We start from the raw sequence: 25560 nt of genomic DNA, 5'->3' as shown, positions 1-25560 counted from the left end.
AGCGGGCCTCTTCGGAGGAACCTACGAAGCCCGGTCCTGGGCGTCGGCCGGCTCCGCCAGGATGTCCGCGTGGCACAGCTCCGGGGCGCACCAGCAGGCCAGGGTCTTGCCGCGTAGGGGCGGGACCAGGGCCAGGAGGGCGGGGTGGGACATCAGGTACTCGCGGTACTTGGCCATGACCTCGGCCCGGGTTCCGTCGCGTTTCTTCCTGGCGGTGTCGTACCGGAACGGGTTGTAGAGCGGGTGCTGGGGCAGGTCCCAGTGGCCCATGGTCCAGCGGCGGCCGACGTGGACGAGGTCGTCGGGGGCGCTTTCCAGCCGTGGGCCGAAGTCGTGGATGCGGCCCTTGAGGTTGATCACAGTGGTGGTCACACGCGGCTCCCTCCGGCACGGCCCACACGGACCCGTACGGACTCTAGGTCGCCGGTCCCTCGTACGGCAGCAACTCGGGGCGCTTGGCCGGCAGGCCGTCGCCCGACGAGCGGCCCGTGAGGCGGCGTCCGATCCACGGCAGCAGGTACTGCCGGGCGAAACGGGCGTGGGCCATCTGGCGCGCGACCCACGCGGGCGGCGGCGTCGCGGGCATCGGCGTACGCCACTCGGTGTCCTCGGCCGGGTGGCCGAGCGTCTGCCACACCGCCTCGGCGACCCGGCGGTGTCCCTCGGCGGTGAGGTGCAGCCGGTCCACGTCCCACATGCGGGGGTCGGCCAGCGAGGGCGCGCCGTACAGGTCGACGACGAGGGCGCCATGCCGTGCGGCCAGGTCGTCGACGCACGCGAACAGTTCCTCCATGCGCGGCCGGAAGCGCTCCAGGACGGGGCCCTGGCGGCCGGGGCTGCGCATCAGGACGAGCTGCTTGCAGGCGGGGGCCAGCCGTTCCACCGCCTCCTCCAGCAGACCGCGTACCCGGCCCATGTCGCACTTGGGGCGCAGGGTGTCGTTCAGACCGCCGACCAGCGTGATCACGTCCGCGTCCATCGCGGCGGCCACGTCCACCTGCTCGGCGACGATCTGGCCGATCAGCTTTCCGCGCACCGCCAGATTGGCGTACCGGAAGCCGGGCGTCCGCGCGGCCATCCGGCCCGCGAGGAGATCCGCCCAGCCCCGGTACGAACCGTCGGGCAACCGGTCCGACATGCCCTCGGTGAAGGAGTCGCCGACCGCGACGAGGCTGGAGTACGCGGGGCCGGGAGGGGTGGTGCTGGGATGCGTGGCGTTCGTCTGCATGGCGAGAGCGATGCTATCCCGTGCACATACCCAGCGGTCGGTCGGCCTCTTCCTCCCGGATCCCCGCACGCCCGGCGGGACTCAGACCGCAGGCTGTCCGAACAGCTCCTGCAGCACGTCCTCCATGGTCACGATGCCCGCCAGGCGCCCGTCCGCGCCCAGGACGGCCGCCAGGTGCGTGCGGCTGCGCCGCATCGCGGTGAGGACGTCGTCCAGGGGTGTGGTCTCCCGGACCCGGGCGATGGACCGCATGTCGCGGACGGCGAACGGCACATCGCGCGGGGCCGCGTCGAGGGCGTCCTTCACATGGAGGTAGCCCACGATCCGGCGTCCCTCGTCCACGACGGGGAAACGGGAGAACCCGGACTCGGCCGACAGCCGCTCCAACTCCTCCGGGGTGACGCCCATGCGCGCGTAGACGACACGTTCCAGCGGGAGGACGACGTCACGCACGGGCCTGCGGCCCAGTTCCAGCGCGTCACGCAGTCGCTCCTGCGCGCGGTCGTCGATGAGCCCCGCCTCGCTGGAGTCCCGGACGAGCCGGGCGAGCTCGGTGTCCGAGAAGGTCGCCGTGACCTCGTCCTTGGTCTCGATCCGCATCAGCCTCAGGAGAGCGTTCGCGAAGGCGTTGATGGCGAAGATCACCGGGCGCAGCGCACGCGACAGCGTCACCAGCGGCGGGCCGAGCAGCAGGGCACTGCGCACCGGCTCCGCGAGCGCGATGTTCTTCGGCACCATCTCACCCAGCAGCATGTGCAGATAGGTGGCCAGTGCCAGCGCGATCACGAAGGACACCGCGTGCCCGGCGCTCTCCGGCACGCCGACCGCGTGGAACACCGGCTCCAGCAGATGCTCGATCGCCGGTTCCGCGACCACACCGAGCACCAGGGTGCACAGGGTGATACCGAGCTGGGCGGCGGCCATCAGCGCCGACACATGCTCCAGGCCCCACAGCACACTGCGCGCCCGCCGGTCGCCCTGTGCGCTGCCTTCGATGTATTGCTCGATCTGGCTGCGGCGTACGGAGATCAGCGCGAACTCGGCGCCCACGAAGAAGGCGTTGACGACGAGCGTCGCCAAACCGATCAGCAGCTGGACGGCGGTCATCGCTCCCCCTCCTCATCGGACATGACCGTCGGCGCGTGCAGCAGCACCCGCGCGGCCCGGCGCCCGGTGGCGTCCACCACGTCGAGCCGCCAGCCGGTGACGTCGACGGTGTCGCCGACGGTCGGTATGCGGCCCAGCTCGGTGGCGACGAGCCCGGCGAGCGTCTCGTACGGCCCCTCCGGCACCCGCAGGCCCACGCGGGCGAGCTGGTCGGTGCGGGCCGAGCCGTCGGCCGAGTACAGCGCGCGGCCGTCCTCGTCGGTGCCGACGGAGGCCAGGTCGGGCGTCTCGTGCGGGTCGTGCTCGTCCCGCACCTCGCCGACGACCTCCTCGACGATGTCCTCCAGCGTCACCACGCCGGCGGTCCCACCGTACTCGTCGATGACGACGGCCATGGTGCGCTTGCCGGAGAGCCGGTCCAGGAGCCGGTCCACGGTCAGCGTCTCGGGGACGAGGAGCGGTTCGCGCAGCAGCTCCGCCACGGAGGTGTGCAGGCGGTGTTCCGCGGGCACGGCGAGGACGTCCTTGATGTGCGCGGTGCCGATCACCGAGTCGAGGCTGCCGCGGTAGACGGGGAAGCGGGACAGTCCGGTGGCCCGGGTCGCGTTCGCCACGTCCTCGCAGGTCGCCTGGGCCTCCAGGGCGATGACCTGGACACGCGGGGTCATCACGTTCTCCGCGGTCAGATCGGCCAGGTTCAGGGTGCGCACGAACAGCTCGGCGGTGTCCGCCTCCAGCGCCCCCTCCTTGGCCGAGTGCCGGGCGAGGGCCGCAAGTTCCTGGGGGCCGCGCGCGGAGGCCAGCTCCTCGGCGGGCTCGATGCCGAACAGGCGTACGAGATGGTTGGCGGTGTTGTTGAGGTGAGCGATGAAGGGCCGGAACGCGGCGCTGAACCAGCGCTGCGGATTGGCCACCGTCTTCGCCACGGGCAGCGGCGAGGAGATCGCCCAGTTCTTCGGCACCAGCTCGCCGACGACCATCAGGACCACGGTCGACAGGGCCGTACCGATGACCAGCGCCACCGAACTCGACGCGGAGGCGGGCACACCGACCGCTTCCAGCGGGCCGGAGATCAGCTTGGCGATGGACGGCTCGGCGAGCATGCCGACCACCAGGTTGGTGACGGTGATGCCGAGCTGGGCGCCGGAGAGCTGGAACGTCAGATTCCGTACGGCCTTGAGGGCGCCGACGGCACCCCGCTCACCGCGCTCCGCCGCGCGCTCCAGCTGGCCGCGCTCGACCGTGGTCAGTGAGAACTCGGCCGCGACGAAGGCACCACAGGCCAGCGACAGCAGCACTGCCACCAGAAGGAGGAGCACTTCGGTCATCGGGTCACCTCCGTCCCATGGTCCGGCAGTGGCGGGAGGATCGCGCGATGTCGTGCACCGGCTCGGGCACGTGGTGTGCCGGGTCGGGTACTGGGAGGCTCGCCCATGGGCGGACGCTCACAACCTTTCCGTGGAGGTGACTGGTCCCACCCATGGTAAAGGATCAGCAAAGTGACGTGCGGCGGCCTTCCGTCCAGTCCCGTCAGGCCGCCGACGCGTCAGTCCTCGAGCGGCTTCACCCACCGCCGCCACTGTTCCTGGGGCTCGTACCCAGCCGCTCCCCACGCATGAGGGGCGCTCTCGTTCCGTACGAGCACCATCGCGTCGGCCAGGCACCCCCAGAGCCGGTACAGATGGCACCGCCAGCCGTCGAATCCTGGTTGCTCACAACATCCTGCCCCTGCCCGTGTCTACAGGGGCTTGACCCAGCGTCTCTATAGGGGCTTGACCCAGCGTCGCCAGCGGTCCTCGCGGTGGTAGCCGGTCGCGGTCCAGGTGTGGTGGGCCTGTTCGTTGGCTTCCAGGACCATGGCGTCGACGCGTCGTCCGCCCAGGGCGGCGAAGCGTTGTTCGGCTGCTTCCAGCAAGGCGGTGGCGATGCCCTGTCGGCGGTGGCCGGGGTGTACGGCCAGTCGGTAGGCGGAGCATCGCCATCCGTCGAAGCCGGCTATGACGGTTCCGAGGAGGAGGCTGTCGCGCTCTGCGAGGAGCAGGGCTTCGGGGTCGCGTGTGATGAGTCGGGCCACTCCGTCGTGGTCGTCGCTGATGCTCGTTCCTTCCGCGGCGTCGCGCCAGAACCGCAGCACGGTGTCGATGTCCGAGAGGGTGGCGTGGCGGATGTGGAGATCGCTCATGGGGTGAGCCAAGCAGAGCGCCGGCCTGTCTGGCGAACCGTTTCCGTGCCAGGGAGTCGACGGAGGGGCGGGCTTGGTCCCGGTTTTCCGCGAGCCGTGAGCCGTGAGCCGTGAGCCCGCCGCCGATACTTGTGTGCGTCCGCCCGGACCGGCCTGCCCCGGCCAGCCCGGGATGGTGGGCGGTCGTCATGGCCCTTCGAGCCGGGCCGCCAAATCCTCGGGGAGGGCGTCCCGATTGGCCCGGGTCACCTGGACGAGTGTGATGTCGGGGCGCTGTTTGAGGGCGTCGGTGAAGGGGTCACTGTGCGCGTGGACCGTGGCCACGATGTCGATGTCGGACGCGAACAGGATCCGGACCGTCTCCTGGAACGCGGTGCACGCCAGCTCCATACGCCCGAGCTCGTCGATCAGCACGAGATCTCCAGGAGCGGGCTCTGCCGCCGCTGACCTGAGCGGCGGCAGCGCGAGCCGCTCCATGACGCCCAGGTCGACGCCGTACCGGCCCACCCGCGGTGGACCCGGGAAGTCGACATGGGCGAGCACGGCTCGCATGTCGCCCTCCAGTGTTTCCAGCGCGAAACCGCTCCGGGTACCGCCGTGCCGGATCTCCTCCGTGGTGAAGCCGACAGCCCTACGGGTGCTCAGTAGCGCGGCCAATCGACGGACAATGGTCGTTTTGCCCACGCCGGGGCGTCCCTCGAGCAGAATTCTCGTCGGCATGTCGTGCTCCGTATCGGCTCCGTCTTGTTCCGGCTCGGCTCCGTCTTGTTCCGGCGGCCGGCGGGGTGCACCCGATGCCCATGCGTGCCGTGCGAGTGGTACGTACTCGGGCCGGCACAAGATCGCCCGGTCCCCGCGACCGGTCGCGTATGCCGCAACCGCCGCCCACTGGTCAGCGTCATGGACGCGATCGGCGGTTCCGCGGCCGGGGCACCGGCTCCTGAAGATCGTGGTCGGGCCAAGGGGGCTTGTCCTCGGTCCAGCGTGCCGCATGGCTCACCACCAGGCGCGCCCGGCCAGCAGGGCGTCCGCGGTGAGCTCGACGCGCTCGCCGTTGGCGTCGTAGCCGAACATGCGGGTGGGCGCGTTGAGCGCCTCGGTGTGGCTGGGATAGGTGAAGTAGAGGAGTTCGCCGCAGTGTTCGGCGGCGTCGTCGAGGAGCGACTCCTGGCAGGTGCCAAGCACCGTGATGCCGTGTTCCCGCGTGCATTTGGCCAGGGCTCCGAGGACCTCCTGGCGATGGTGTGTGCCGAGGGAGTCGCCCAGTTCGTCGAGGATGAGCACGCGGCCGCGTGGATGTGGTGAGGCGAGGAGCGCGGCCAGGACCAGATGGATGGAGAACAGCTTCTCCTGCGCCGAGTTGGTGATGTTGTCGTAGGGCAGCAGGGGGCCGTGGGGACTACGCCGCCAGTACGGAGTCACTTCGCAGCGCCATACGTCCCGCGGGGAGGGCGGCGGGGTGAGCACACGGTGGAGTTCGGCACCGTACAGACCGGCGTCGCGGTTCAGCGTGGCGAGGGCGTCTTCGATGTCGTCCAGGGCCTGTGCGAGCCGCAGGGCGATGCTGCCCTGCATGGTGCGCAGGCTCATCCGAAGGTCGGCGGCCTTCTGCTCGCCGAAGGCGATCCGGTCGGCCCGTCCGGCGCGCTCGGCGGCGATGCGCTGAGCGGCCGAGGCGTCGGAGTCGGTGAAGCGGTCGAGCCAGCCCTGCAGAGCGTGGGCGGGCGTTTCGAACGCGGTGGCATCGGCGAACGCGCGGCCGGCACTGTCGTCGCTGAGATTGTTGCGGTGCCGGACGGCGTCCTGGAGTGCGGTGGTCGGCGCGCCGGCACCGGTGTCGGTGTCGATACCGACCGCTTCGAGGGCGTGGTCGAGGTGACGGCCGGCCCGTAGGCGCAGGGTGCTTTCGCTGCGGCGTTCGGGTTGCGGGGTCTGCCGGCCCTCGACCACGGGTGAGGTAGTGGGCCGGCGCAGGGCGCGGAGGGCGGCTTCGCGGCTGCCGCCGTGTTCCTGCCAGTAGGTGATGTCGAGAGCGGCGATCTGCTTCTCGAGGGCCGCGTGTTGTTGGGCGGCCTGCCGTTCGACCGACCGGGCCTTGTCGATCACGCTCTGGGCCTGGGCGTGCTGGAGAGCGCGGGTGGCGTGGGCGACGACCGCTTGCCGCAGGGCGCTCTCGGCAGCGTCCCGTGCCTGCCTGCGCGCCGCGGTCCTGCGCTGGAGAGCGGCGAGTTCGCGTTCGAGCGCGGGGCGCTGGGACCGCAGTCGAGCGGCCGAAGCCGCGGCCACCAGGCGGCGGACCAGTTCCTCGCTCTGCGCTTCGGCTTCCTCGGCCCGGTCACACAACCGGCGCGCGGCGGCGAGATCCTGCTCTGCCCGTGCCACCTCGGTGCGAAGGCGGTCGACAAGGGCGGCTCGGCCGGTGAACGGTTCGGTGAACCCGCCCAGCACGCACAGGCCGAGGGCGTCATCGACCGCGGTGTCCGGGCCGCGCTCCAGGCGCATGCGCCTGGCCAGGGCGTTCAGGAAGTCCCGTACGGGGTCGTCGGGGTGTTCGCCCGTGTCGTCGGGTACGGCGATCAGGACGGCGCCCGGCTGGTCGGCGAGTGCTCTGCGGGCGGCGGGGACCTCGGATGCCCCGATGCACACGGCGTCGCCGTACAGCGCCAGCCGCGGCTCCCATGCGGAGCGCTCCTCGGGGGGCAGGACGAGCCAGTCGAGCAGCCCCCTGGCGCTGATTCCCGCCGTGCTCAAGGTGCCGATGGTCCGTCCGACGGCGCCGTAGCGTCCTTCTGCTGCCCGGGAGAGGTCGTCGCGGGCGTGCTGAAGCCGCGCGTCGGCCTCGGCCAGGCGGACCCCGCAGGCGACGGTGCGCTGATGGGCTCGCCCAGCCTCGTGGCGGGCGTCATCGAGGTCCCCGCGCGCCCCGGCCGCGGCGTCCTCGGCTTCTTGGAGCGCCCTGTTGTGCGAGGCGAGCCGGTGACGTGCACCGCTCTCCTCGTCGTGGGCCTGGTCCAGCAGCCGCTCGGCCATTTGCTCGGCGAGTTCCGTCTCGTCGCGCCGGTGTTCCAGGCGCGCAGGGTCCTCGAGCGCCCGCTGGACGGCTTCGGCCGACGCACGCTCGTCCCGGGCTCGTGCGAGCGTCTCGGCTTGATCGTCCAGCGCGGCATGCAGCTGCTCGGCGCGCTCAAGAGCGTCGAGCAGCCCGCGGGCGTAGTGCAGGGCCCACAGCTCCTGAGCGCGGGCGAGTTCCTCGCGCGCGTTGCCACGCTGGGTGACGGCGCGCAGGGCTCGTTCCTCGATCGCGTGACTGTCGACGTCCTCGGTCCGGCTGGTCTGCAGCTCGTGCTCCGCTTCGCCCAGGTCATGGCGCAGGGAGGCGTCGGTGTCCAGCAGGGAGGCGCGGCCGGTGAGTCCGATCAGTGCGGTGCCGATGCCGGCAGGGGTGAACAGGCCGGTGTCGAGCTTGAGCAGGGAGGGCCCGCCGCGCCGTTTCCCCCGGGAGGTCAGGAAGGCGAGGCAGCGGGGGACGGGCCCGTACAGGGCGGTCGCGTACCGGGTCGCTCCCAGCGAGGACGCCGACGGCAGGCCGCGGTAGATCTCCGCGGCCTGGCGGTGGCGTTCGTCGTCGTCCTGGGCGGTGGCCAGGTGAATGCCGGGAGCGTGCCGGACCTCGACGTACGTCGGAGTGGCGGACAGCTTCATCCAGACGGTGTGGGCTGTGCCGGAGACGTCGTCCGGGGCGGCGAAGAGCCCGGCGATGTAGCCGGTGGTCGCGGGTGCGTAGCCCTGGGCGGCCACCCCGGCGGTCTGCGGCTCGAAGAGCAGGTCCGCGACGGTGGCCGGACCGCTGCTGTGCATGCGCCATTCCGGATCTCCGAGGAGCAGGGCGACGGAGGCCAGCCAGCTGGTCTTCCCGGACTCGTTCGCGTCCCTGGGGCCTTTTCCGGAGACGGCGACGAAGCAGCCGGGGACGATCCCGACCGCGGTGGCGGGGTGCCGGGCGATGTCGAAGGTCTGGACGCACAGCAGTTGCCGGTCCCCGATGATCCCCAGGCTCATCGGGGCATCGTCCGAAGGCTGCGTTTCGTGCGTCGGGGTGAAAGTGATCATGGTGCTGTCTCGGGCTGGGGGCCGGACCGGCGGCCGGAGTGCGGTTGCTCTTGACGGCGTCGGCGGATGGCCCGTGCGTACGGGGAGTCGGGCCGGGTGACCAGGACCAGGTCCTCCCACAGCCGGGCGGACTGCGTGTCGGTGAGGCGCAGCAGCGCGGGCCCGGGCAGCAGGGTGCGGTGGAAGCCTTCCCGTAGCAGGCGCCGTGCCTTGAGGCGGCGTACCGCCGGACGGAGGTCCTCGTAGGTGAAGTGCGGGTTGGCGTACAACTCCTCGATGCTCGTGCCCGGCCCGTCCGTGAGCCAGGTCGCCGAGCCGTGCACGCCGCGGGCTCTGGGGGCCGCCACGGTACGCAGCAGCACCAGCACCAGTACCGCCCGGTCCACCGGGGGCAGGACCCCGATGCCCTCGGCGGCCAGGCGCTCGGCCACGCTGTCTTCGTAACCGCTGGTGAAGCCCTTGATCCCGTGGTGCTCGCGGACCAGCAACACGCGGCCCAGCGCGGCCAGGCGACGGGCGACGACCGCCCGCAGCGCATCGCTCCGCAGCGCGGGAAACGCCTCGCGGGGCACGAGCCCGTCAGTGGTTTCCACCGCGGCGACGGCGGCCTGGACCTGTGCCTCGTCGTCGTCGGAGAGCGGTGCCTCATTCATCCTCGTCCTCCCACGTCGGCGGGGCGTCGTCCGGGCTCGGGAGCCGGTCGTGAAAGCGCCGCATGGTTTCGGCGAAGGTGCCGGGCAGCGCGGCCACCGCCGGCCCCAGCCGCAGCAGGGGACCGTCGCGGACGATCAGCAACAGCCATCGCAGTTCGCCGTCGAGGGCGGCCTTGGCGAATTTCACGTCCAGTCCGATGTCACCGGCCAGGTCCAGGATCTGGGCCCGTTCGAAAGGACGGCCCGGATACGGAGGCAGGCGCGGGTCCGGCCACGCCTGAGCCAGGCACAGGGCGAAGGTGATCGTCTGAGTCGGGGTGAGGCGGGCGACCGGGTAGGTGCCCAGTTCCTCGGGAACCGGAGCCTCCGACCAGCCCAGCACGAGCGCGCGGCCGGGCGGGCCCGGCCGGTCGACGGTACCGGCCGGTGCGGGCCACGGGCAGTCGCACTCCACCAGACTGCGCCCTGCGGCATGAGCCACCTCGTCGGCCTGCGCCACAAGGCTCGCCGGGAAACGGTCGGGGTGGAGTGCGCCGTCTGCTCGGGCGGCGGCGAGGATCAGCGCCGCGTCAGGGTTCTTCATCGCCTTGCTCGGTTGCCACCGGAACCGGCGGTGGCAGGACCGCCGGGGTGTTTGTACGGTGCACCGTGACCGGGTGCAGGTGGGTCACCCACGCCTCGCGGTCGATGATCAGCTCGGTGCCCATCTCCACCCGGTACGGGGCGTGGGGATCGGCATCCAGCAGGATCAGGTCGGTCAGGAGCCGGACGGCCCGCGGCCACCGCGAGCGACGCAGCTCCTCCGTCATCTCGGCCCGGTCCTGCTCCAGGAGCATGCGGTCGGCGGCCCGCTCGCGCCGTGCCCGTTCCCGTACCGCTCGCTCGGCCACCGCGCCGAACGGATCCCGGTCGGGGGACCCCTCGGGCAGCGGGGGCCGGTAGCGCACCCGGTGACGAGGCACGAACGCTTCCAGGGCGTCCACGACGGCCCCGGCGTCGAGCCACACCTGCGGCGCGTCCGCCACCAGCGCGAGGCCGGCCTCGGCGAGCTGCTCCGGCGGGGCGTTCCGGGCGGCGTCCAGGTACTCCTCCGCCGACAGGACATCGAAGTCCAGCGTCGTCCCGGCGCGGTCCAGCACACGCAGCACAGCCTGTGCCGCCCAGTGCGCGTACCGCTGCTCGGCCTCGACCATGGCGATGGCCTTGTGGGCGAGGTCGACGTCCTTCGGGAAGTGGCGGTTCACCTCGTGATTCAGGCGCAGGATCCGCTGGTCCAGGTCCTGATGGCGGTACTGCCACTGGTCCTCCATCAGCTCCTGCAGCGAGCCGTCGACAACCAGCGCTGCCAGCTGCACGGCGAACGTCTGGAACACCCACTGGCAGAAAACGATGTTGTGGGCGACCGCTTCACGGTCGGGGTGGTCGCGGTCGAGGAGCTCCTGTGTACGGTCCAGCAGGTCGATCAGCTCGTCGATGCCGCCGCGGCTTTCCAGCCGGTCGCAGATCATCAGGAAGACCGTGCCGAGGGGGTGGAAGGAGTGCCGCTGCTGGTGCTTCTTGGACCGGTGGGGACGGATGAGCCGCTCGCTCTCGAAGACCTCCCACCGGGACTCGAACGCCTCCACTGAATAGGTCGGAGAGGCGTGCTGTGTGATCCACTCCCACACCTGGGTCTTCGTCGCTCCGCCCTGACCGCTGTGAGCCGCGAATCCTTCCGCGATGTCCCGGGTGATCCGCAGGTGCATGCGGTCGGTAACGGTGCCCCCACTGTGCCGGGCAGCCGCTCCCATGAACGTCCGAAGGTTGTCCGACTGCTGTGCGTCGCTCAGTCGCCGGTTCGCGTCGACATATGTGTCGACATGTGTGTCGTCGTGCACGGGGCTCACGCCGGTGTCCCCTTCGTACAGGGCCCTCCGTGTCATCATCCCCATACCACGTCCGGCCTGCCAGCCATGGCCGGATACGCATGTGGCGTCCTTGCTGGAGCTGGTGACCCGGAGGGGGCTGGAGGCGGAGTACCGCCCCTTCGACGATCACGTCCGGAACTCCTGCTTTCAGAGTGCTCCTCCAGTGAGCGGCGCGCACACCACGGACGGAGGGCACGCTCCCCGGTGCAGTAGTGCACGGCAGGCGGGAGTCCCGCTCGATCAGGACCCGCGTCATCGCGGATCAACTCGGCGGGATCTCCTTCCCCCACGCTCGCCTGGCCATCCATGTCCACCGCCGGCGCGAGCCCACCGGCGAACGCGAGACCTGCGAGAGCGTCTACGCCGTCACCGGCCTCGACGCTCACCGACCGGCCCGGCCGATCCGGCCGCCGCGATCCGTGGGCACCGGCGAGTGGGGAAACTCCTCGCACCACATCAGGGACGTCACCTTCGCCGAGGACGCCCCGAACGAGCACTCAGCATCCTGGGCATCACCAACACCCCGGACACCTACGGAACTTGATCAAGCCCTGGGGTCCCGCCGAAGTGTGATCAAACTGGGTGCGCAGGGCTGCTCGGGCACCACGAGTTGATCCCGCTCGACCACCACGACGACATCGTCGGCCGACGGCGTACTCGCTCAAGCGATTGGAATATGCCTGACGATGTTCAAGGGGTATGGAAAGTCCAAGGAAAAGAAGTGGATATAAGACATATAGGAACGCAACTGGCGGGTAATAAGTTACAAGATTCAAGTAACCGTGTTATGATCTTCAGGATCGGAGGGGCTCGCCGCAGGCTCCGATGTGCCCTCGTGGACATGGACGGAGAATGCCGTGCCGAAAACCCACACTGCTCCGGCGGGAGAATTTTCTCCGGCGTTATTGTCAATGGCTTTGGTCGGTCCTCACGGTGCCGGATCGATTTGCCTTTCCTGGCCGGAAGCCCGGCTGATAAGCGAACCCCACGAGGTCCGTTCGAGCGATGACGTCCTTTTGTTTTACGGACCTGGCATGGCCCGGGAAGTGAGGCGGTTCTCGATCGAGTCGGACGCGAGCTGCCGCCTGTCGCGGTTGTGGCCCATTGGCTTGACTGGGACGACGTGTGGCCGGCATCGGAGTACGGAGCGGCCGGCTGCATGCTGGAGAACCAAGATGCATTTGCGTCCCTCGACGAGATGTTGCTGTGCACGGCACGCGGAGGCAGTTGTCTCGCCCCCCGTGAGCGGTGTCGGCGCAACCGACTCCGGTGGCGAGGGGAAGGCAAAAGCATACTGTCCGGATGTCGCACCGGGAAAGTGAATTATGGTGCTGCTCGCCCCCGGCGTGGTGACCCGCGAAGCGGCCCTCAATATATGCCTGACCGAAAAGACCGTCAGGAACTATCTGAGCGGCATCTCCAGAAAGCGTCAGGTGCGGGATCATGGGGCAGCCGCGCCATTCGGGAAGATGAGGTAAGAAATGACCGAAATGATGGGCAGGTCGTTATCTCCGGTCGAGGCGCTCCGCTCGACGCCGGAGGAGGACAGGGTCGCTGACTTCAGGGCGAAGGTGCGGGCCGCAGGGCAGGAGTGGACCGGTAACGAGCCGGACGAGCTGGTTGAGCTGCTGACCAAGGCGGTGGCAGGTGATCCGAGGCTGGCCGCCATCGTGCGCGCCGGGGGTAGCCTGCTGCAGGACTTCCTCGACGGATACCAGCAAAAAACCACCGCGGATGTTTCGCGTGATCTGGCAGGCGACCTCGCCGACAGTCATCCGCTGTCCGCGGACGTGCTCGAAGGGCTTACTGCTCGATATCTGATCGCCGTGGTGAGGCTTGCGGAGCCCGGCTGCGAGGTGGACGCGTTACGCGCGGTGGCGGGAGAGGACACGCTGCTGACGCACCGGGACGGCAACGTCGTTCTCTTCATCCCGGCAGCCGGTCCAGGCAGCGGCGAACGCTCGGTGACGAGGCTGACCCAGTGTCTTGGCGGCAGGGGCTGGCTCGCGACTGCGGAACGGGACAGAGCACGCCTCGTCGATGGGTTCAACGAGGCGTCCTACGTGCTGAGGCTGGTGGTGGCGGGACTGCGCCCGAGCGGTGCCTACACGATCTCGGACGTGTTGGTCGAGTATGCGGTCACGCTGAACGAGAAGGTGCGGACCGACCTGGCCGCGGTGATCAGGCCGCTTCGGGCGCACAAGGTCCTGTGGGAGACGTTGACTGCCTTCGTCGACTCCGACTACAGCAGGAACAAGGCGGCCCGCAGCCTGTTCATCCACCGCAGCACGCTGGACTACCGCCTGAGGCGGATCGGAGACGTCACCGGCTGCGACCCGACCAGTGGCAGGGGCGCGCAGATGCTGACGGCGGCGATGATCGCCGAGGCCCTGCAGGGATGACCAGGTGTGCGCTGATCGCCGTGCAGGACGGCTCGTAGCCGACCGCGCGTCGCTGCTTCCGCAGCGGACCTGCAGCGGTCGGACGACGCTCGCGACTTGGGCGTGATCGCGTGCGTGCAGATGTAGTGGTAACAGGGCCCCAGCGGCGTTTCCGTACCGGATCGCACACTCACGCACCGTGGACAGGTCCGTCCCGACAGCACTACCGCTCGGTCAGGGATTCCGCCGCGGACCGGCTCGCGGCAGACTCGAGCACCTCTACCAATCCTGCCCTGCCTCCCACTGCGAGCTTGCTGGAGCAGATGATGAGGTTTCTCGACGAAACGCCTGCTGACCTCGAGCGTTGCAGCGATCTCAGTGCTGGTTCTCCCTGTCGCGATGAGTTCGGCGACCCGGCGTTCACCGATGGTGAACGCCGGAACTCCGAACGCGGACGCGCCGGAACGCGCCGAAGGCCTCAGATCTGCCACATGCTCCCTGTCCTTCGACCAATGACGGTCCGGCGGCCCCAGCCCGTCGACGGCGTCCTTCAGCAGAGCCACGCCGCGGGCTCCTTCGGTCACCTCCTCGCGCCGTGCGGCCCGTCGCACCGATGAAGCGGCACCGCGCGGCGGTGTCTACCTCATCTTGTCCTGCGCGAAGAAGGCGGTCGCTCGCGAAGAAGGCGGTCGCTTTTCCCGGAATGTCGACCGGGCCTTCCCCCGTGATGGTGGACACGCTTCGTTGATCACGCGGCGAGCGTGAGCTCAGCCGCGTGGTGTCGGCGTTCGTATTCGTTGGGGCTGAGGTGGCCGTTGGCGGAGTGCCGACGGCGGGTGTTGTAGCGGGCCAGCCAGGCACATACCGTCCTTCCGCAGGTGCCGGCGTCGCCGTAGTCGCGGGCGTCTTGGAGGGTCACCCTGGCCATGAGAGCTCGACCGTCACGATCCCGCTTCCGCGGCGAACGACTTCCCGGTGGCCCCCCACGGGCAGAACCTGAGCCGACCAGGCTCGACCCCGGTCAAGTTCGATGAGCCGTCAATCTCAGGCCTGGGCTGTGACCGCGGTTCGACGAGTCGGACAGGTTCGCCGCCTGGGGGTGCGGCCTGAGTGACGCCATCCGACTGGCGAGCCGACCGCTGTGCCGGAGAAGAGGCGTCCGCGAAGCCGGTGCGACTGGTGGCCCCTCCAGCAGGCACAACATCGCGTCCAGCTGTGCGTTGGCCCGGCAGTCTGCTCAGGTCCTCGTACAGGGTCTGAATCAGGACGTCCGGTTCTGCCGGCGCTGCGGTCTTGGTGTCGCGCGCGAAGTTCGCCGCGGCCGTTCCTCGAAGCTGCTCCCCTGTGGACGCAAGGCTGAGTCTCCTCCCCGGGGTCGCATGCGCGGGAACCGATGATCTTCATGGCGTAGCTCGTCGGCCAACGCCATTCCCCGGCACACGACAGGACGAACAAGGCCGGAATTCCGCAAATTTTGGAGGGAATTCCGAGGTGGCCGGAAATTGATGGGTTGCGACGGCACGACAGTGACAAGAGTGAGTGGTCCACCTAAGATCTTATTCCAGTGCTTCTCGCTCTGCATTTCTCCGTTTGCGGTCCTGGCCTAGTCGGCTGTACGGAATGGATGGGTGCCATGGATAATGATCAGAACGGCTGCGAAGTGTCCCAGCCGGTCGGTGGCTGGGTTCTCAGCTCGGTTCAGGCCAGAATCCTGGAAGGTGTTGCGGCCGGCTTCTCCAGTGGGCGACTTTCGAGAGAGTTGCACCTCAGTTCGAAGACCATCGACTATCACGTCCGCGTCATGTCCGACAAGCTGCAGGCGCCGAATCGTGTCGCGTTGGTTTCGAGGGCGTTCGTCCTCCAGATTCTGCGAACAGATTCGTGGCCCCCGCGCATTACGTCTGAAATTTTGGATTAACGCTCGGTGGTTCGCGAGATCGTAATCCGTACGTTCATGCGTGAACTGCGTTTTGTGTCATGTTTCCTGGGCGTTTACTTTATCTCGCTCCTTCTGGTCAGGCCGGAGGCCAGGCGCTGACCGGCCACGAGTGCGGCGTGGGTCAGCGGGCGGTGGTGGGGACAGGTCAAGTTCCGGTGGAGGCAGACGGGTTCCGTTCCCCGTGAAGCTCGTCGGGTTCGTCATGGAAGACCTCTTCTCTCGTCGTCGGACCGGCTGCGGCCGGTCACGCCTCGACGTCCACGCCCATCTCCTCGGCGATGCGCACGGCCTCGGCCAGGAGGGTCTCCACGATCTGTGACTCGGGGACCGTGCGGATCACCTCGCCCTTGACGAAGATCTGGCCCTTGCCGTTGCCGGCGGCGACACCGATGTCGGCCTCGCGCGCCTCGCCAGGCCCGTTGACGACACAGCCCATCACCGCCACCCGCAACGGCACCGGGAACCCCTCGAGTGCCGCGGTGACCCGCTCGGCGAGGGTGTGCACATCGACCTGGGCCCGGCCGCAGGACGGGCACGACACGATGTCCAGTCCCCGGGGCCGCAACCCAAGCGACTCCAGGATCTGCACGCCGACCTTGACCTCCTCGACCGGTGGTGCGGAGAGCGAGACGCGGATGGTGTCGCCGATGCCCTCCGCGAGCAGCGCGCCGAACGCGACCGCGGACTTGACAGTGCCCTGAAACCGGGGGCCTGCCTCAGTCACGCCGAGATGCAGCGGGTAGTCGCACCGGCCGGCGAGCTTGCGGTACGCCTCGATCATCACCACCGGGTCGTGGTGCTTCACCGAGATCTTCAGGTCGGTGTAGCCGTGCTCCTCGAACAACGAGCACTCCCACAACGCCGACTCCACCAGCGCCTCCGGGGTGACGCCGCCGTGCTTGTGCAGCAACCGCTTGTCCAGCGACCCGGCGTTCACGCCGATCCGGATCGGGATGCCCGCGTCCTTGGCCGCACGGGCGATCGCGCCGACCTGGTCGTCGAACTGGCGGATGTTGCCGGGATTGACCCTTACTGCGGCGCAGCCGGCGTCGATCGCGGCGAACACGTACTTCGGCTGGAAGTGGATGTCGGCGATCACCGGGATGCCCGACTTGCGGGCGATCGCCGGCAGCGCCGCCGCGTCGTCCGCCGACGGCACGGCGACCCGCACGATCTCGCAGCCCGCCGCGGTGAGCTCGGCGATCTGCTGCAGCGTGGCGTCGATGTCAGCGGTGCACGTGGTGGTCATCGACTGCACCGACACCGGCGCGTCGCCGCCGACCGGCACCGTGCCCACCATGATCTGGCGGGAGGTCCGCCGCGTGGCCACCGAGAGCGGGACCTCGTCCTTGCGCGGCAAGGGCATTCCCAAATCGACGGTCGTCAATGTTCCTCCCCTGAGTGAACCGGCCAGGTGCCGGGGTCGTCGATGCCTGCCGGCGCCGGTGCGGCGTCGAGGCCGGTCAGCGGCTCCACCACGACCCTGGTGATGTTCTGCGCGGTCAGACCGCAGGCGGCGAGCACCTCGGCCCTGGAGCCGTGGCTGAGGAACCGCCTCGGGATGCCGAACTCGCGCAGCGGGGTGTGCACGTCGGCGTCCCGCAGAGCCTGCGCGATCGCGGAACCGACACCACCCGCGCGACTGTTGTCCTCGACCGTGATCGCGAGCCGGTGGCGGCGGGCCAGGTCGGCCAACGCGGGGTTGACCGGGGTGACCCACCTCGGGTCCACCACCGTCACCCCGATGCCCTGTGCCCGCACACCGTCGGCGACGGTGAGCGCGAGCCCGGCCAGCGCACCTACCGCGATGATCAGCACGTCCAGCCGGCCGGAACGGCGCAGCACGTCAATCCCGTTGAACGTGGCGGTGGCGGGCAAGTCCTCACCGGCGGGGCCTTTGGGGAACCGCAGCAGTGTCGGGCCTTCATGCCATGCCACCGCCTCAGCCAGCAGTTCGGCCAGCCGGGTGCCGTCCCTCGGCGCCGCGATCCGCAGCCCCGGCACCACCTGCAGCACCGACAGGTCCCACATGCCGTTGTGGCTCGGCCCGTCGTCGCCGGTCACCCCGGACCGGTCGAGGACGAACGTCACCGGGCGGCGGTGCAGCGCGACGTCCATGAGCAGTTGGTCGAGCGCGCGGTTGACGAACGTGGAGTAGATGGCCACCACCGGGTGCACGCCGCCCATGGACAACCCGGCGGCCATCGTGACCGCGTGCTGCTCGGCGATGCCGACGTCGATCACCCGGTGCGGAAATCTGCGCTGCAGCGGCAGGAGCCCGGTCGGCTCGGTCATCGCGGCCGTGATCGCCACGAGGTCGTCGCGCTGCTCGGCCAGTTCGACCAGCTTCTCGCCGAACACCGACGTGAACGACGGGGGCGACGCCTTCAGCGCCTGCCCGGTGCGCGGGTCCATCGGTTTGACGGCGTGGCCGAGGTCGAGGTCGTTGATCTCGGTGTGCCGGTATCCCTTGCCCTTGGCGGTGATCACATGCACCACCACCGGCCCGCCCAGTGCGACCGCGTGGCGCAGGGAGTCCTGGACGGCGGAGAGGTCGTGACCGTCGACGGGGCCGAGGTAACCGAGCCCGAGTTGTTCGAACACGCCCGGCCCGCGCCCGGCGCGCAGGTCGGCCAGGTGCTCGGCCAGCCCGCCTACGGTCGGCGCGTAGGAGCGTTGATTGTCGTTGAGCACGATGACGAGCGGCCGCTCCGGCCCGCCCGCGATGTTGTTGAGCGCCTCCCAGGCCATGCCGCCGGTCATCGCGCCGTCGCCGATGATCGCGACGGTCGCCCGGTCGCGTCGGCCGAGGTGGGCGTCCGCCCTGGCCAGCCCGTCCGCATAGGACAGCGCGGTGGACGCGTGCGAGTTCTCCACCAGGTCGTGCTCGGACTCCTCCCGGCTCGGGTAGCCGGAGACCCCGCCCGACTTGCGCAGCCGGTCGAACCCGGCCTGGCGGCCCGTGAGGATCTTGTGCACGTAGGACTGGTGCCCGGTGTCCCACAGCAACCGGTCCCGCGGGGACTCGAACACCGTGTGCAACGCGATGGTCAGCTCGACCACACCCAGGTTGGGCCCGAGGTGTCCCCCGGTCGCGGAGACCCGCTCGATCAGGAACGCGCGGATCTCCCCGGCGAGGTCGCGGAGCTCCCCGGCGGTCAGCTCACGCAGCCGCGCCGGGTCGCGCACGGTTTCCAGCAGCGCCATGTCGAACAGTGCTCCTCACCGGGTGTGGTGGGCGGCCGAGGCCGCTCTCTCGGTCAGTTCGGGCCGACTGCTCGGCGCGATGCCGGTTCGGCCGACGGCCTCGTACGCCGGCTGACGCCTGGAAGGACCCTCATGGCATGTGGTGGCCGCGGCTGGCCGGACAGGTCGGAACGACGGCCGACGCGGCTCACCGCCGACGCGCTCTTGCCGACAGAGTCCTCGCCGGCGCCATCAGCGACAGGGGTCGCCCGATCTCGATCGGTCACGGCACGTCCGCCACTCCGGTCAGCCGCGTGGGCGGGGAGAACACGATGTCCTCGGTCGCCACCCGTTCCACGGACGTGTCCGCGTAACCCAGTTCGGCGAGCCGGTCGAGCAGCTGGTCGACGAGGATCTCCGGCGCGCTCGCCCCGGCGCTCACGCCGACCGTGCTCACGCCGGCCAACCACGTGGGGTCGAAGTGGGTCACGTCCGGCACCAGTTCGGCCCTGCCGCCGAGCCTGCGCGCCACCTCGACCATCCGGATCGAGTTGCTGGAGTTGGTCGAACCGACCACCAGCACCAGGTCGCACCGGTCCATGATGGCCCTGATGCCGTCCTGGCGGTTCTGGCTGGCGTAACAGATGTCGTCGGTGGCGGGCCCGCGCAGGTCGGTGAACCTGCGCTGGAGCACGGCGATGATGTCCCTGGTCTCGTCCACCGAGAGCGTGGTCTGGGTGAGGTAGGCGACCGGTGCGTCGGGGGGGAAGGTCCAGTGCCTCCGCGTCGGCAACCGTCTCGACGATGACCGTCTGGTCGGGAGCGTGCCCGCGGGTGCCCTCGACCTCCTCGTGGTCCGCGTGCCCGACCAGCGGCAACGTCCGCCCGTCGCGGGCGAATCGGCGGGCCTCCTGGTGCACCTCGGCCGCCAGGGGCAGGTCGCGTCGAGCACGTCCGGCCCGCGTGCGTCCGCGTTCTGCCGCACCTGCGGGGAGACGCCGTGCTGTTCCGGTGCGAGGTCGACGAGGCTATCGCCCGGCGCACAAACTCCGCGGCTCGGCCGACAGGACCTGCTTACCGCCACTCATTGAGCCTTTTCAGTGGTGCCGCTCCAGGGTGAGGACGGCCTTGGCGATTGACGTCATGCGGTTCGGGCTGCACCGGGCGTGACGGAAGATTCGCCAGCACTTCAGGCGGGTGATGCCTCGTTCGACGGGTGCGCGAGTGGCGGCCAGGGCCCGGTTGACCGTCTGCTCGGTTGTGGTGAGTTCGCCATGGGGCGGCCGGCGCTTGGGGGTGGTGACCCACTCGCCCGCGCCGATGTAGGCCGTGTCGGCAAGGACGGGGACGCCCTGGCGCTCACAGATCCTGATGATCTTGTGTGTGCGGGCGGCGGTCAGGTCGTGTGTGCGTCCGGGCAGGGCAGGCGAGAGCCACAGCGTCCGGCCGTCCGGGTCCGTGACGACCTGCACGTTCACACCGTGTCGCTTGCGCTTGGTCGAGTAGTCCGCGCGTCCGTCGCCGACCCGGTCGCACTCGGCGAGCGTGCCGTCCACGAGAACGTAGTCGGAGTCTGCCTCGCGCAGGACCTTCAGCAGGCCCGGCGCCTTGTCCGCGAGGTACTCGACGACGGCGGTGACGTACGCGTGGGCGGTGCCGACGGAAATACGGAAACCTGCGGCCAGTTGCGCCAGGGGGTCGTGTCGGCGCAGGTATGCCAGAGCGATCACCGCACGCTCGGACGGCCGGAGTTTGCAGCGTCGGTCACCCTCGTGGGTGACGATCAGCATCGTCACCCACTCCACGAGTGCGTGCGGCAGGTCGAGTGCGGCAGGATATGGGACCAACAGGGCTCCTGAGCTGGAGAGTTGAGACCTAGACACCTCTCTCAACGGCATGGGAGCCCTGTCCGTTGCCTCCGGTCCCGCTGTCACTCATTCGGGGGCCACCCTGAAAACCCTCATTCCACTCCGTTCCGTGCCATGACGTCCGCGTCGGAACGCCTGGCTTCGCGTTGCCGAACAGGGCATCCACGCCGGTCGGTAGAAACCGAGTCCTTCTCGGGAAGTCTTGTCTGCCGTTGGGTGCCGGCTTAGTGGCCGGACTCGAATACGGCCTTGGTGCCGCACAGCGGCTACCAATCCGCAGGGTAGTCTAATCCAGGCCTTACGCCGTCTTCTTTGGGGTTTTTCCTAAAGTCGAAGATGCTCGCGCCCCGTCGTTGACACGACAGGAGAGGCCGTTCAGGATAGTGGTCGGAACTGCCACGCAAATTCCCAGGCATCACTCCGGATTCAGATTGCGCGTAGATCGGGAGTTACCTACGTGTTGACCTGCGATGATGTCGGGTGATCATGGGCTTTGCGCAAGCCCTCGTCATCGACGGTTCGCTGAGGTCTCACCGTACGGCGAAGTAAGTCAAGGGCTGAGAAGATATGTACGCAACATATCCAACGCAGTGATGCGTTTTCAGTGATTCAATTCGTGAACACTATGTGCGTAGGCCTGACCAGAAATCGGGAAGGCGTGCGACCGGAGGAGAATCCCGATGAGCGCACTCGACACCTCGTCGACCGGGCTCCAAGCCCTCCTGTCGCCGGGGATGGTGCGGTCCACGGTATTGCCCGTTATGCGGCAGTAGGTTTCCGTGCTGGAGCCGACCCTGGCCCGGATCTGCTCTTACCACCTCGGCTTCACCGACGAACACGGTGACCCCAGCAGCGCAGAGGGCGGCAAGCTGACCCGCGCCGCCCTCATGATGGCGGCGGCTGATGGAGTCGGCCTGCGGCCGGAGGACGTGCGGTGCCAGGCGGCAGCACTGGAGTTGCTGCACAACTCGACCCTGATCCACGACGACATCATCGACGCGGACGAGCTGCGTCGCGGGCGCCCAGCCGCGTGGAAGGTGTTCGGCGCCAGTCTGGCCATCCTGGCCGGGGACGCGTTGCAGGCTCTCGGGCTGCAGATGGTCGTCGACGACCCCGGCCCCGGCCGTGCGGAGATCTCCAGCGTGTTCGCCGAAGCCCTCGGTCTGGTTCTCGCGGGCAGGCTCGCGAGCTCACCGTCCGGCTGGGTTCGGGCACCGGCATCGCGGAGTACGACCGAATCGTGGAGGAGAAAACGTCCGCGCTGCTGGAGTGCGCACTGGTGACGCCCGCACTGCGGGCGGGCAAACCGGAGCACGTCCTGGCTGCCCTGCGCAGCGCGGGCAGGCATCTGGGCCTCGCTTTTCAGATCTTCAACGACGTCGAGGACATCTGGGGCGACCCCACAGTGACCGGCAAGCCCGTCCGGAGCGACATCCTGCGGCGCAACCCGACTTTTCCGGTGCTGGCGGCCTTGTCCACCGACAGCCCGGCCGGCGAACGACTGCGTCGGCTGTGGCACGCCGACGGCACCACGGCAGCGCACCTGCAGGAGATGGCCGACCTCGTCGAGGAATCCGGCAGCCGGCACACGGCCGAGCAGCTGTCCCGCAGCCATCTGGACTCGGCTCTGGAGCACCTCGGACGAGCCGAGCTGTCCCCGGCCGCGTCCACCGAACTGACCGCGCTGTTCGACCGCATCGTCAATCGCACGGCATGACCCGTACTCCCGACAGGGGCGGCATCCGGATCGGAGTACATGATCATGGCTAGCACCCACGACCACCCGGCCCCGCCCGTCATCCGCGGCGAGTTCGAGCGCTGGGAGCAGGCCCACTACGTGACCAGGACCCAGGACCCGATCAACCTGCCGCTGGGCGACTTTCCGCCCACCGCATGGGGGTTGGCCGGCAGGTCTGCCTTCCTCGTTCCGCGACGGACACCGGGGCGACGAGCGCCAGTACGTCGTGATCGTCTTCGACAAGGTGGTCCGAACCTCGATTCCGGCGGAGGCCGTCAGTGAGTACCCCAGCTCAATTGCCTTTCGAGCAGACGAATGTGCTGCAACTCGCGCCAGGGCTGCGCACGCTCCAATCCCAGGGCGCGGTCCATCGGGTTCGTACTGCCGAGGGCGACGAGGCGTGGCTGGTCACCGGTCATGCCTGGGTGAGGCAGTTGCTCGACGATGACCGGCTCGGCCGCTCGAATCCCGATCCGGAGGCCGCGGCGAAGGACAGAGGGTCGGCGCTTCTCGCCGGCCTGCTGGGCGGCTTCGCAACCGACCATGCTCGGTTGCGTGCGCTGCTGGAGCCGCACTTCTCACCCGAGCGGATGCTGGCGCTGCGGCCCTACGTCGAAAAACTGACCGGGCAACTCCTGGACGGATTGGCCGGGCAGAAGCCACCGGTGGACCTGCGCCAGGCGTTGGCGCTGTCGCTGCCGATTCAGGTGATGTGCGAGTGGTTGGGCGTGCCCCAGGAGGACAAGGACCGGTTCGGCAGCTGGACCCAGGACGCCGCCAACGTCGGGGACCCGGTCAGGTCCAAGCAGGGGCTGGGCGAGTTGTTCGGCTATTGCAGGCAACTTGTCGCTGATAAACGGCAAAATCCGGGCGATGACGTGATCTCCAGGATCTGCGCGACCGAGGGGATCAACGACAACGAGGTCATCGGGCTGACGGCGTTGTTGCTGTTCGGTGGTTATGAGACCACGGTGGCCCGGATCGGCACCTGTGTGTTGCTGTTGTTGGCCAACCCCGAGCAGTGGCAGGCGTTGCTGCACGACCCGAGTCTCATCCCCGGAGCGGTTGAGGAAACCCTGCGGATGTCGATGCCGAACCCGCACAACGGCGGCATGCCCCGTTATGCGCTGACGGACTTCGAGATCGACGGGGTCACCATCCGGACCGGCGACTTCGTGCTGCTGAACATCATCGCGGCCAACCACGACGAGACGGTCTTCGCCGACCCCGGCCGGGTCGATGTCACTCGCGACACCACGGGCAGCCTCATGTTCGGGCACGGTGCGCACTACTGCGTCGGCGCGATGCTGGCCCGGATGCAGCTGCAGGTGGTGCTCACCCAGCTCGTCGCACGATTCCCGACCATGCGTCTGGCTGTCGGTGTAGAGGAGCTGAGGCTGCGCCACGACACGTTGATCGGCGGGTTGATCCAACTTCCGGTGACATGGTGATTGGATCCTGATGCTGCACAAGATATCTACAGGCGTAGTCACGAAGAGCCCGGATTCAGTCCGCGCATATCTCCTGTTGATGCGACTGGACAGGCCTACGGGGTACGTGCTTTACCTGCTTCCAGGGCTGTTGGCTGCCGTCCTCGCCTCCGGGCAACGACCGGACCTGCTGGCGGTGGTGGTTCTCGCTGTCGCCGCGGTGCTGGTGCGCGGCGCGGCCTGCGCGGTCAACGATGTGGTCGACAGGGACGTCGACGCCCGAGTCGCCCGCACCGCGTCGCGTCCTGTCGCGTCGGGGACGATCAGTGTCGGGAACGCACTCCTGTTCGCCGCCGCCCAGGCCGTGGTCGCACTGCTGGTCCTGGCGGTGGCGAACGTGGAGACAGCCCTGGTCGTCGGGGCCTCGTTCCCGTTGATCGTCGCGTACCCCTATATGAAGCGCTTCTTCTTCTGGCCCTCGGCGTTCCTGGCGTTGGTGATGAGCGTCTACGTGCTGATCGGCTGGACGGCGGTGACCGGGAGCGTCGACTACCCGCTTGCGGTGTACGGCCTGTACGCCTGCGGGGCCTTCTGGACCCTGATTCACGACGCGATCTACTCCCATCAGGACAAGGAGTACGACCGGAACATCGGTGTCAGATCTTCCGCTCTGCTGTTCGGCAAGACCACCAAGGCGTGGCTGGCGATTTTCGTCGTGCTCAGCGTCGGCGGCGTGCTGTGGGCCGGTTCCCAGACGCCGATGGGGTGGGCGTTCTATCTGATCGTCGTGCTCGCGGGAATCTTTTTCTCCTATCTGGTCGTACGTGTGGACCTGGATGATCCGAAATCGTGCTGGGACGCCTTTGTCGCCAACACTTACTTCGGTTGGATCATTCTCGCGGCCGTGGTCGCCGGGCAGTTCACATGAAGGATGAGCTACGTGTGACAGATTCGATGTGGCAGGGGAGTGGCGTCGACCTGGACGCCTACCTGACCCGCGTGGGCTACCAGGGCGACGTGGCTCCGGACCTCTCCACGCTGCGGGGCCTGCACGCCGCCCACGTCGACGCGATCGCCTTCGACAACCTCGACGCGCTGCTCGGGCGCACGACGGTGCCGCTGGACCTGGACAGCGTCCAGGAGAAGATCGTGCGGCAGGGCCGCGGCGGCTGGTGTCTGGAACAGGTCGTGCTGATGGCGGCCGTGCTGGACCGTATCGGGTTCACGTTCACGGCGTTCGCCGGCAGGACGCGGATCCGCACCGGGAGCAAGTTCGGGCCGGCCCTGCACGTGGCCCTGTGCGTGGAGCTCGACGGCGAACGCTGGCTCCACGACGTGAGTTTCGGTGCCTACGGGCCGCACGAGCCGATCCGGCTCGCGGAGAACGCGCGGCTGGACGGCGACTGGTCGTTCGATCTCGTGCGAGAGCCGACCGGTGAACACGTGCTGCGGTTCCTGCGGCCGGAGGGGCCGGCGGAGCTCTACGGCTTCACCACGGACGTGCGCTATCCGTCGGACTTCGAGCTCCTCAACCACTTCTGCCTCACGCATCCGCGCTCGCCGTTCAACCACCGGATGGTCCTCCAGCGCACACAGCCCGAAGTGAGGCACCTCCTCGCCGGCAGCACTCTCACGGAAATACGTCCCGCAGAGCCGGCGACCTCCCGGGAACTCGATGTGGACGAGATGCTTTCCGCTCCCGAGGAGATCTTCGGGATCACCTTGGAACCGGGCGACGTCCAGGCGCTCTGGAAATTCTTGGACGGTCCATGATGCGTACTTTGCTGCTGGACAACTATTAGGGCTTGGTTAGGTTGGGACCGGCGTGTCG

Annotated in this window: 20 protein-coding genes and 3 pseudogenes; 6 read left to right on the top strand and 17 right to left on the bottom strand. The window is 68.8% G+C overall.

The window, feature by feature from the left end:
- Positions 1 to 21 precede the first annotated feature (21 nt).
- The 11 genes and pseudogenes from STRIP9103_RS42105 to STRIP9103_RS42060 form a co-directional block, all read right to left on the bottom strand.
- Positions 22 to 372, bottom strand: coding sequence for a DUF4326 domain-containing protein (locus STRIP9103_RS42105; RefSeq protein WP_009339672.1), 351 nt, complete (start codon positions 370 to 372; stop codon positions 22 to 24).
- A 43-nt stretch (positions 373 to 415) separates the two neighbouring features.
- Positions 416 to 1228 carry an SGNH/GDSL hydrolase family protein gene (locus STRIP9103_RS42100; protein ID WP_009339742.1) on the bottom strand — a complete coding sequence of 271 codons (813 nt, stop codon included), beginning with the start codon at positions 1226 to 1228 and terminating at the stop codon, positions 416 to 418.
- 81 nt (positions 1229 to 1309) lie between these two features.
- Entirely contained in the window at positions 1310 to 2335 is a 1026-nt protein-coding gene (locus STRIP9103_RS42095) for a hemolysin family protein (protein ID WP_009339720.1), read from the bottom strand.
- Complete coding sequence (locus STRIP9103_RS42090; protein WP_009339698.1) at positions 2332 to 3663, bottom strand: hemolysin family protein; 1332 nt, start codon at positions 3661 to 3663, stop codon at positions 2332 to 2334. The genes STRIP9103_RS42095 and STRIP9103_RS42090 overlap by 4 nt, the downstream gene beginning before the upstream one ends.
- 218 nt (positions 3664 to 3881) lie before the next feature.
- A pseudogene (locus STRIP9103_RS52570) lies at positions 3882 to 4040 on the bottom strand (GNAT family N-acetyltransferase); the annotation flags it as partial.
- A gap of 57 nt (positions 4041 to 4097) precedes the next feature.
- Positions 4098 to 4517, bottom strand: coding sequence for a GNAT family N-acetyltransferase (locus STRIP9103_RS42085; RefSeq protein WP_009339694.1), 420 nt, complete (start codon positions 4515 to 4517; stop codon positions 4098 to 4100).
- A gap of 186 nt (positions 4518 to 4703) precedes the next feature.
- A complete protein-coding gene (locus tag STRIP9103_RS42080; protein ID WP_063747371.1) occupies positions 4704 to 5237 on the bottom strand; it encodes a nucleoside-triphosphatase in 534 nt (177 codons plus the stop codon).
- 276 nt (positions 5238 to 5513) lie between these two features.
- Positions 5514 to 8576, bottom strand: coding sequence for a coiled-coil domain-containing protein (locus STRIP9103_RS42075; RefSeq protein WP_009339668.1), 3063 nt, complete (start codon positions 8574 to 8576; stop codon positions 5514 to 5516).
- Positions 8577 to 8623: 47 nt separating this feature from the next.
- On the bottom strand, positions 8624 to 9280 hold the full coding sequence (locus STRIP9103_RS42070) for a hypothetical protein (protein ID WP_009339706.1): 657 nt from the start codon (positions 9278 to 9280) through the stop codon (positions 8624 to 8626).
- Positions 9273 to 9863: a hypothetical protein gene (locus tag STRIP9103_RS42065; protein ID WP_009339736.1), complete on the bottom strand. Its 591-nt coding sequence runs from the start codon at positions 9861 to 9863 to the stop codon at positions 9273 to 9275. The genes STRIP9103_RS42070 and STRIP9103_RS42065 overlap by 8 nt, the downstream gene beginning before the upstream one ends.
- Positions 9850 to 11166, bottom strand: a complete 1317-nt coding sequence (locus STRIP9103_RS42060) for a hypothetical protein (RefSeq protein WP_158696956.1) — start codon at positions 11164 to 11166, stop codon at positions 9850 to 9852. Before STRIP9103_RS42060 ends, STRIP9103_RS42065 begins: the two co-directional genes overlap by 14 nt.
- Positions 11167 to 12668: 1502 nt before the next feature.
- Here STRIP9103_RS42060 and STRIP9103_RS42050 point away from each other — a divergent pair.
- A complete protein-coding gene (locus STRIP9103_RS42050; protein ID WP_009339716.1) occupies positions 12669 to 13589 on the top strand; it encodes a PucR family transcriptional regulator in 921 nt (306 codons plus the stop codon).
- A 727-nt stretch (positions 13590 to 14316) separates the two neighbouring features.
- Here STRIP9103_RS42050 and STRIP9103_RS42045 read toward each other — a convergent pair.
- On the bottom strand, positions 14317 to 14487 hold the full coding sequence (locus STRIP9103_RS42045; protein WP_234022434.1) for a hypothetical protein: 171 nt from the start codon (positions 14485 to 14487) through the stop codon (positions 14317 to 14319).
- Positions 14488 to 15192: 705 nt separating this feature from the next.
- Here STRIP9103_RS42045 and STRIP9103_RS53700 point away from each other — a divergent pair.
- Positions 15193 to 15486: a LuxR C-terminal-related transcriptional regulator gene (locus STRIP9103_RS53700; RefSeq protein WP_048822026.1), complete on the top strand. Its 294-nt coding sequence runs from the start codon at positions 15193 to 15195 to the stop codon at positions 15484 to 15486.
- A 265-nt stretch (positions 15487 to 15751) separates the two neighbouring features.
- Here STRIP9103_RS53700 and ispG read toward each other — a convergent pair whose 3' ends face one another.
- The 5 genes and pseudogenes from ispG to STRIP9103_RS42020 all read right to left on the bottom strand — a co-directional run bounded on the left by ispG (position 15752) and on the right by STRIP9103_RS42020 (position 20540).
- Entirely contained in the window at positions 15752 to 16894 is a 1143-nt protein-coding gene (gene ispG, locus STRIP9103_RS42035) for a flavodoxin-dependent (E)-4-hydroxy-3-methylbut-2-enyl-diphosphate synthase (protein ID WP_009339658.1), read from the bottom strand.
- Entirely contained in the window at positions 16891 to 18714 is a 1824-nt protein-coding gene (locus STRIP9103_RS42030; RefSeq protein ID WP_009339756.1) for a 1-deoxy-D-xylulose-5-phosphate synthase, read from the bottom strand. Before STRIP9103_RS42030 ends, ispG begins: the two co-directional genes overlap by 4 nt.
- 262 nt (positions 18715 to 18976) lie before the next feature.
- Entirely contained in the window at positions 18977 to 19486 is a 510-nt protein-coding gene (locus STRIP9103_RS52565) for a hypothetical protein (protein ID WP_234022431.1), read from the bottom strand.
- 40 nt (positions 19487 to 19526) lie between these two features.
- A pseudogene (locus STRIP9103_RS52560) lies at positions 19527 to 19613 on the bottom strand (hypothetical protein); the annotation flags it as partial.
- Between the two features lie 177 nt (positions 19614 to 19790).
- Positions 19791 to 20540 carry an IS5/IS1182 family transposase gene (locus tag STRIP9103_RS42020; RefSeq protein ID WP_048822023.1) on the bottom strand — a complete coding sequence of 250 codons (750 nt, stop codon included), beginning with the start codon at positions 20538 to 20540 and terminating at the stop codon, positions 19791 to 19793.
- 908 nt (positions 20541 to 21448) lie between these two features.
- Here STRIP9103_RS42020 and STRIP9103_RS53695 point away from each other — a divergent pair.
- The 4 genes and pseudogenes from STRIP9103_RS53695 to STRIP9103_RS42000 all read left to right on the top strand — a co-directional run bounded on the left by STRIP9103_RS53695 (position 21449) and on the right by STRIP9103_RS42000 (position 25502).
- Positions 21449 to 22278 (top strand): annotated as a pseudogene (locus tag STRIP9103_RS53695) (polyprenyl synthetase family protein).
- Between the two features lie 317 nt (positions 22279 to 22595).
- A complete protein-coding gene (locus tag STRIP9103_RS42010; protein WP_234022430.1) occupies positions 22596 to 23750 on the top strand; it encodes a cytochrome P450 in 1155 nt (384 codons plus the stop codon).
- 10 nt (positions 23751 to 23760) lie between these two features.
- Positions 23761 to 24657 carry a UbiA family prenyltransferase gene (locus tag STRIP9103_RS42005; RefSeq protein WP_009339652.1) on the top strand — a complete coding sequence of 299 codons (897 nt, stop codon included), beginning with the start codon at positions 23761 to 23763 and terminating at the stop codon, positions 24655 to 24657.
- Positions 24658 to 24671: 14 nt separating this feature from the next.
- Positions 24672 to 25502, top strand: coding sequence for an arylamine N-acetyltransferase family protein (locus tag STRIP9103_RS42000; protein ID WP_009339754.1), 831 nt, complete (start codon positions 24672 to 24674; stop codon positions 25500 to 25502).
- Positions 25503 to 25560: the final 58 nt, after the last annotated feature.

The sequence above is a fragment of the Streptomyces ipomoeae 91-03 genome, assembly GCF_000317595.1.
GTDB lineage: Bacteria > Actinomycetota > Actinomycetes > Streptomycetales > Streptomycetaceae > Streptomyces > Streptomyces ipomoeae.
The sequence above is the reverse complement of the archived record's forward strand: the minus strand, read 5'-3'. Positions and strand labels throughout refer to the sequence as shown.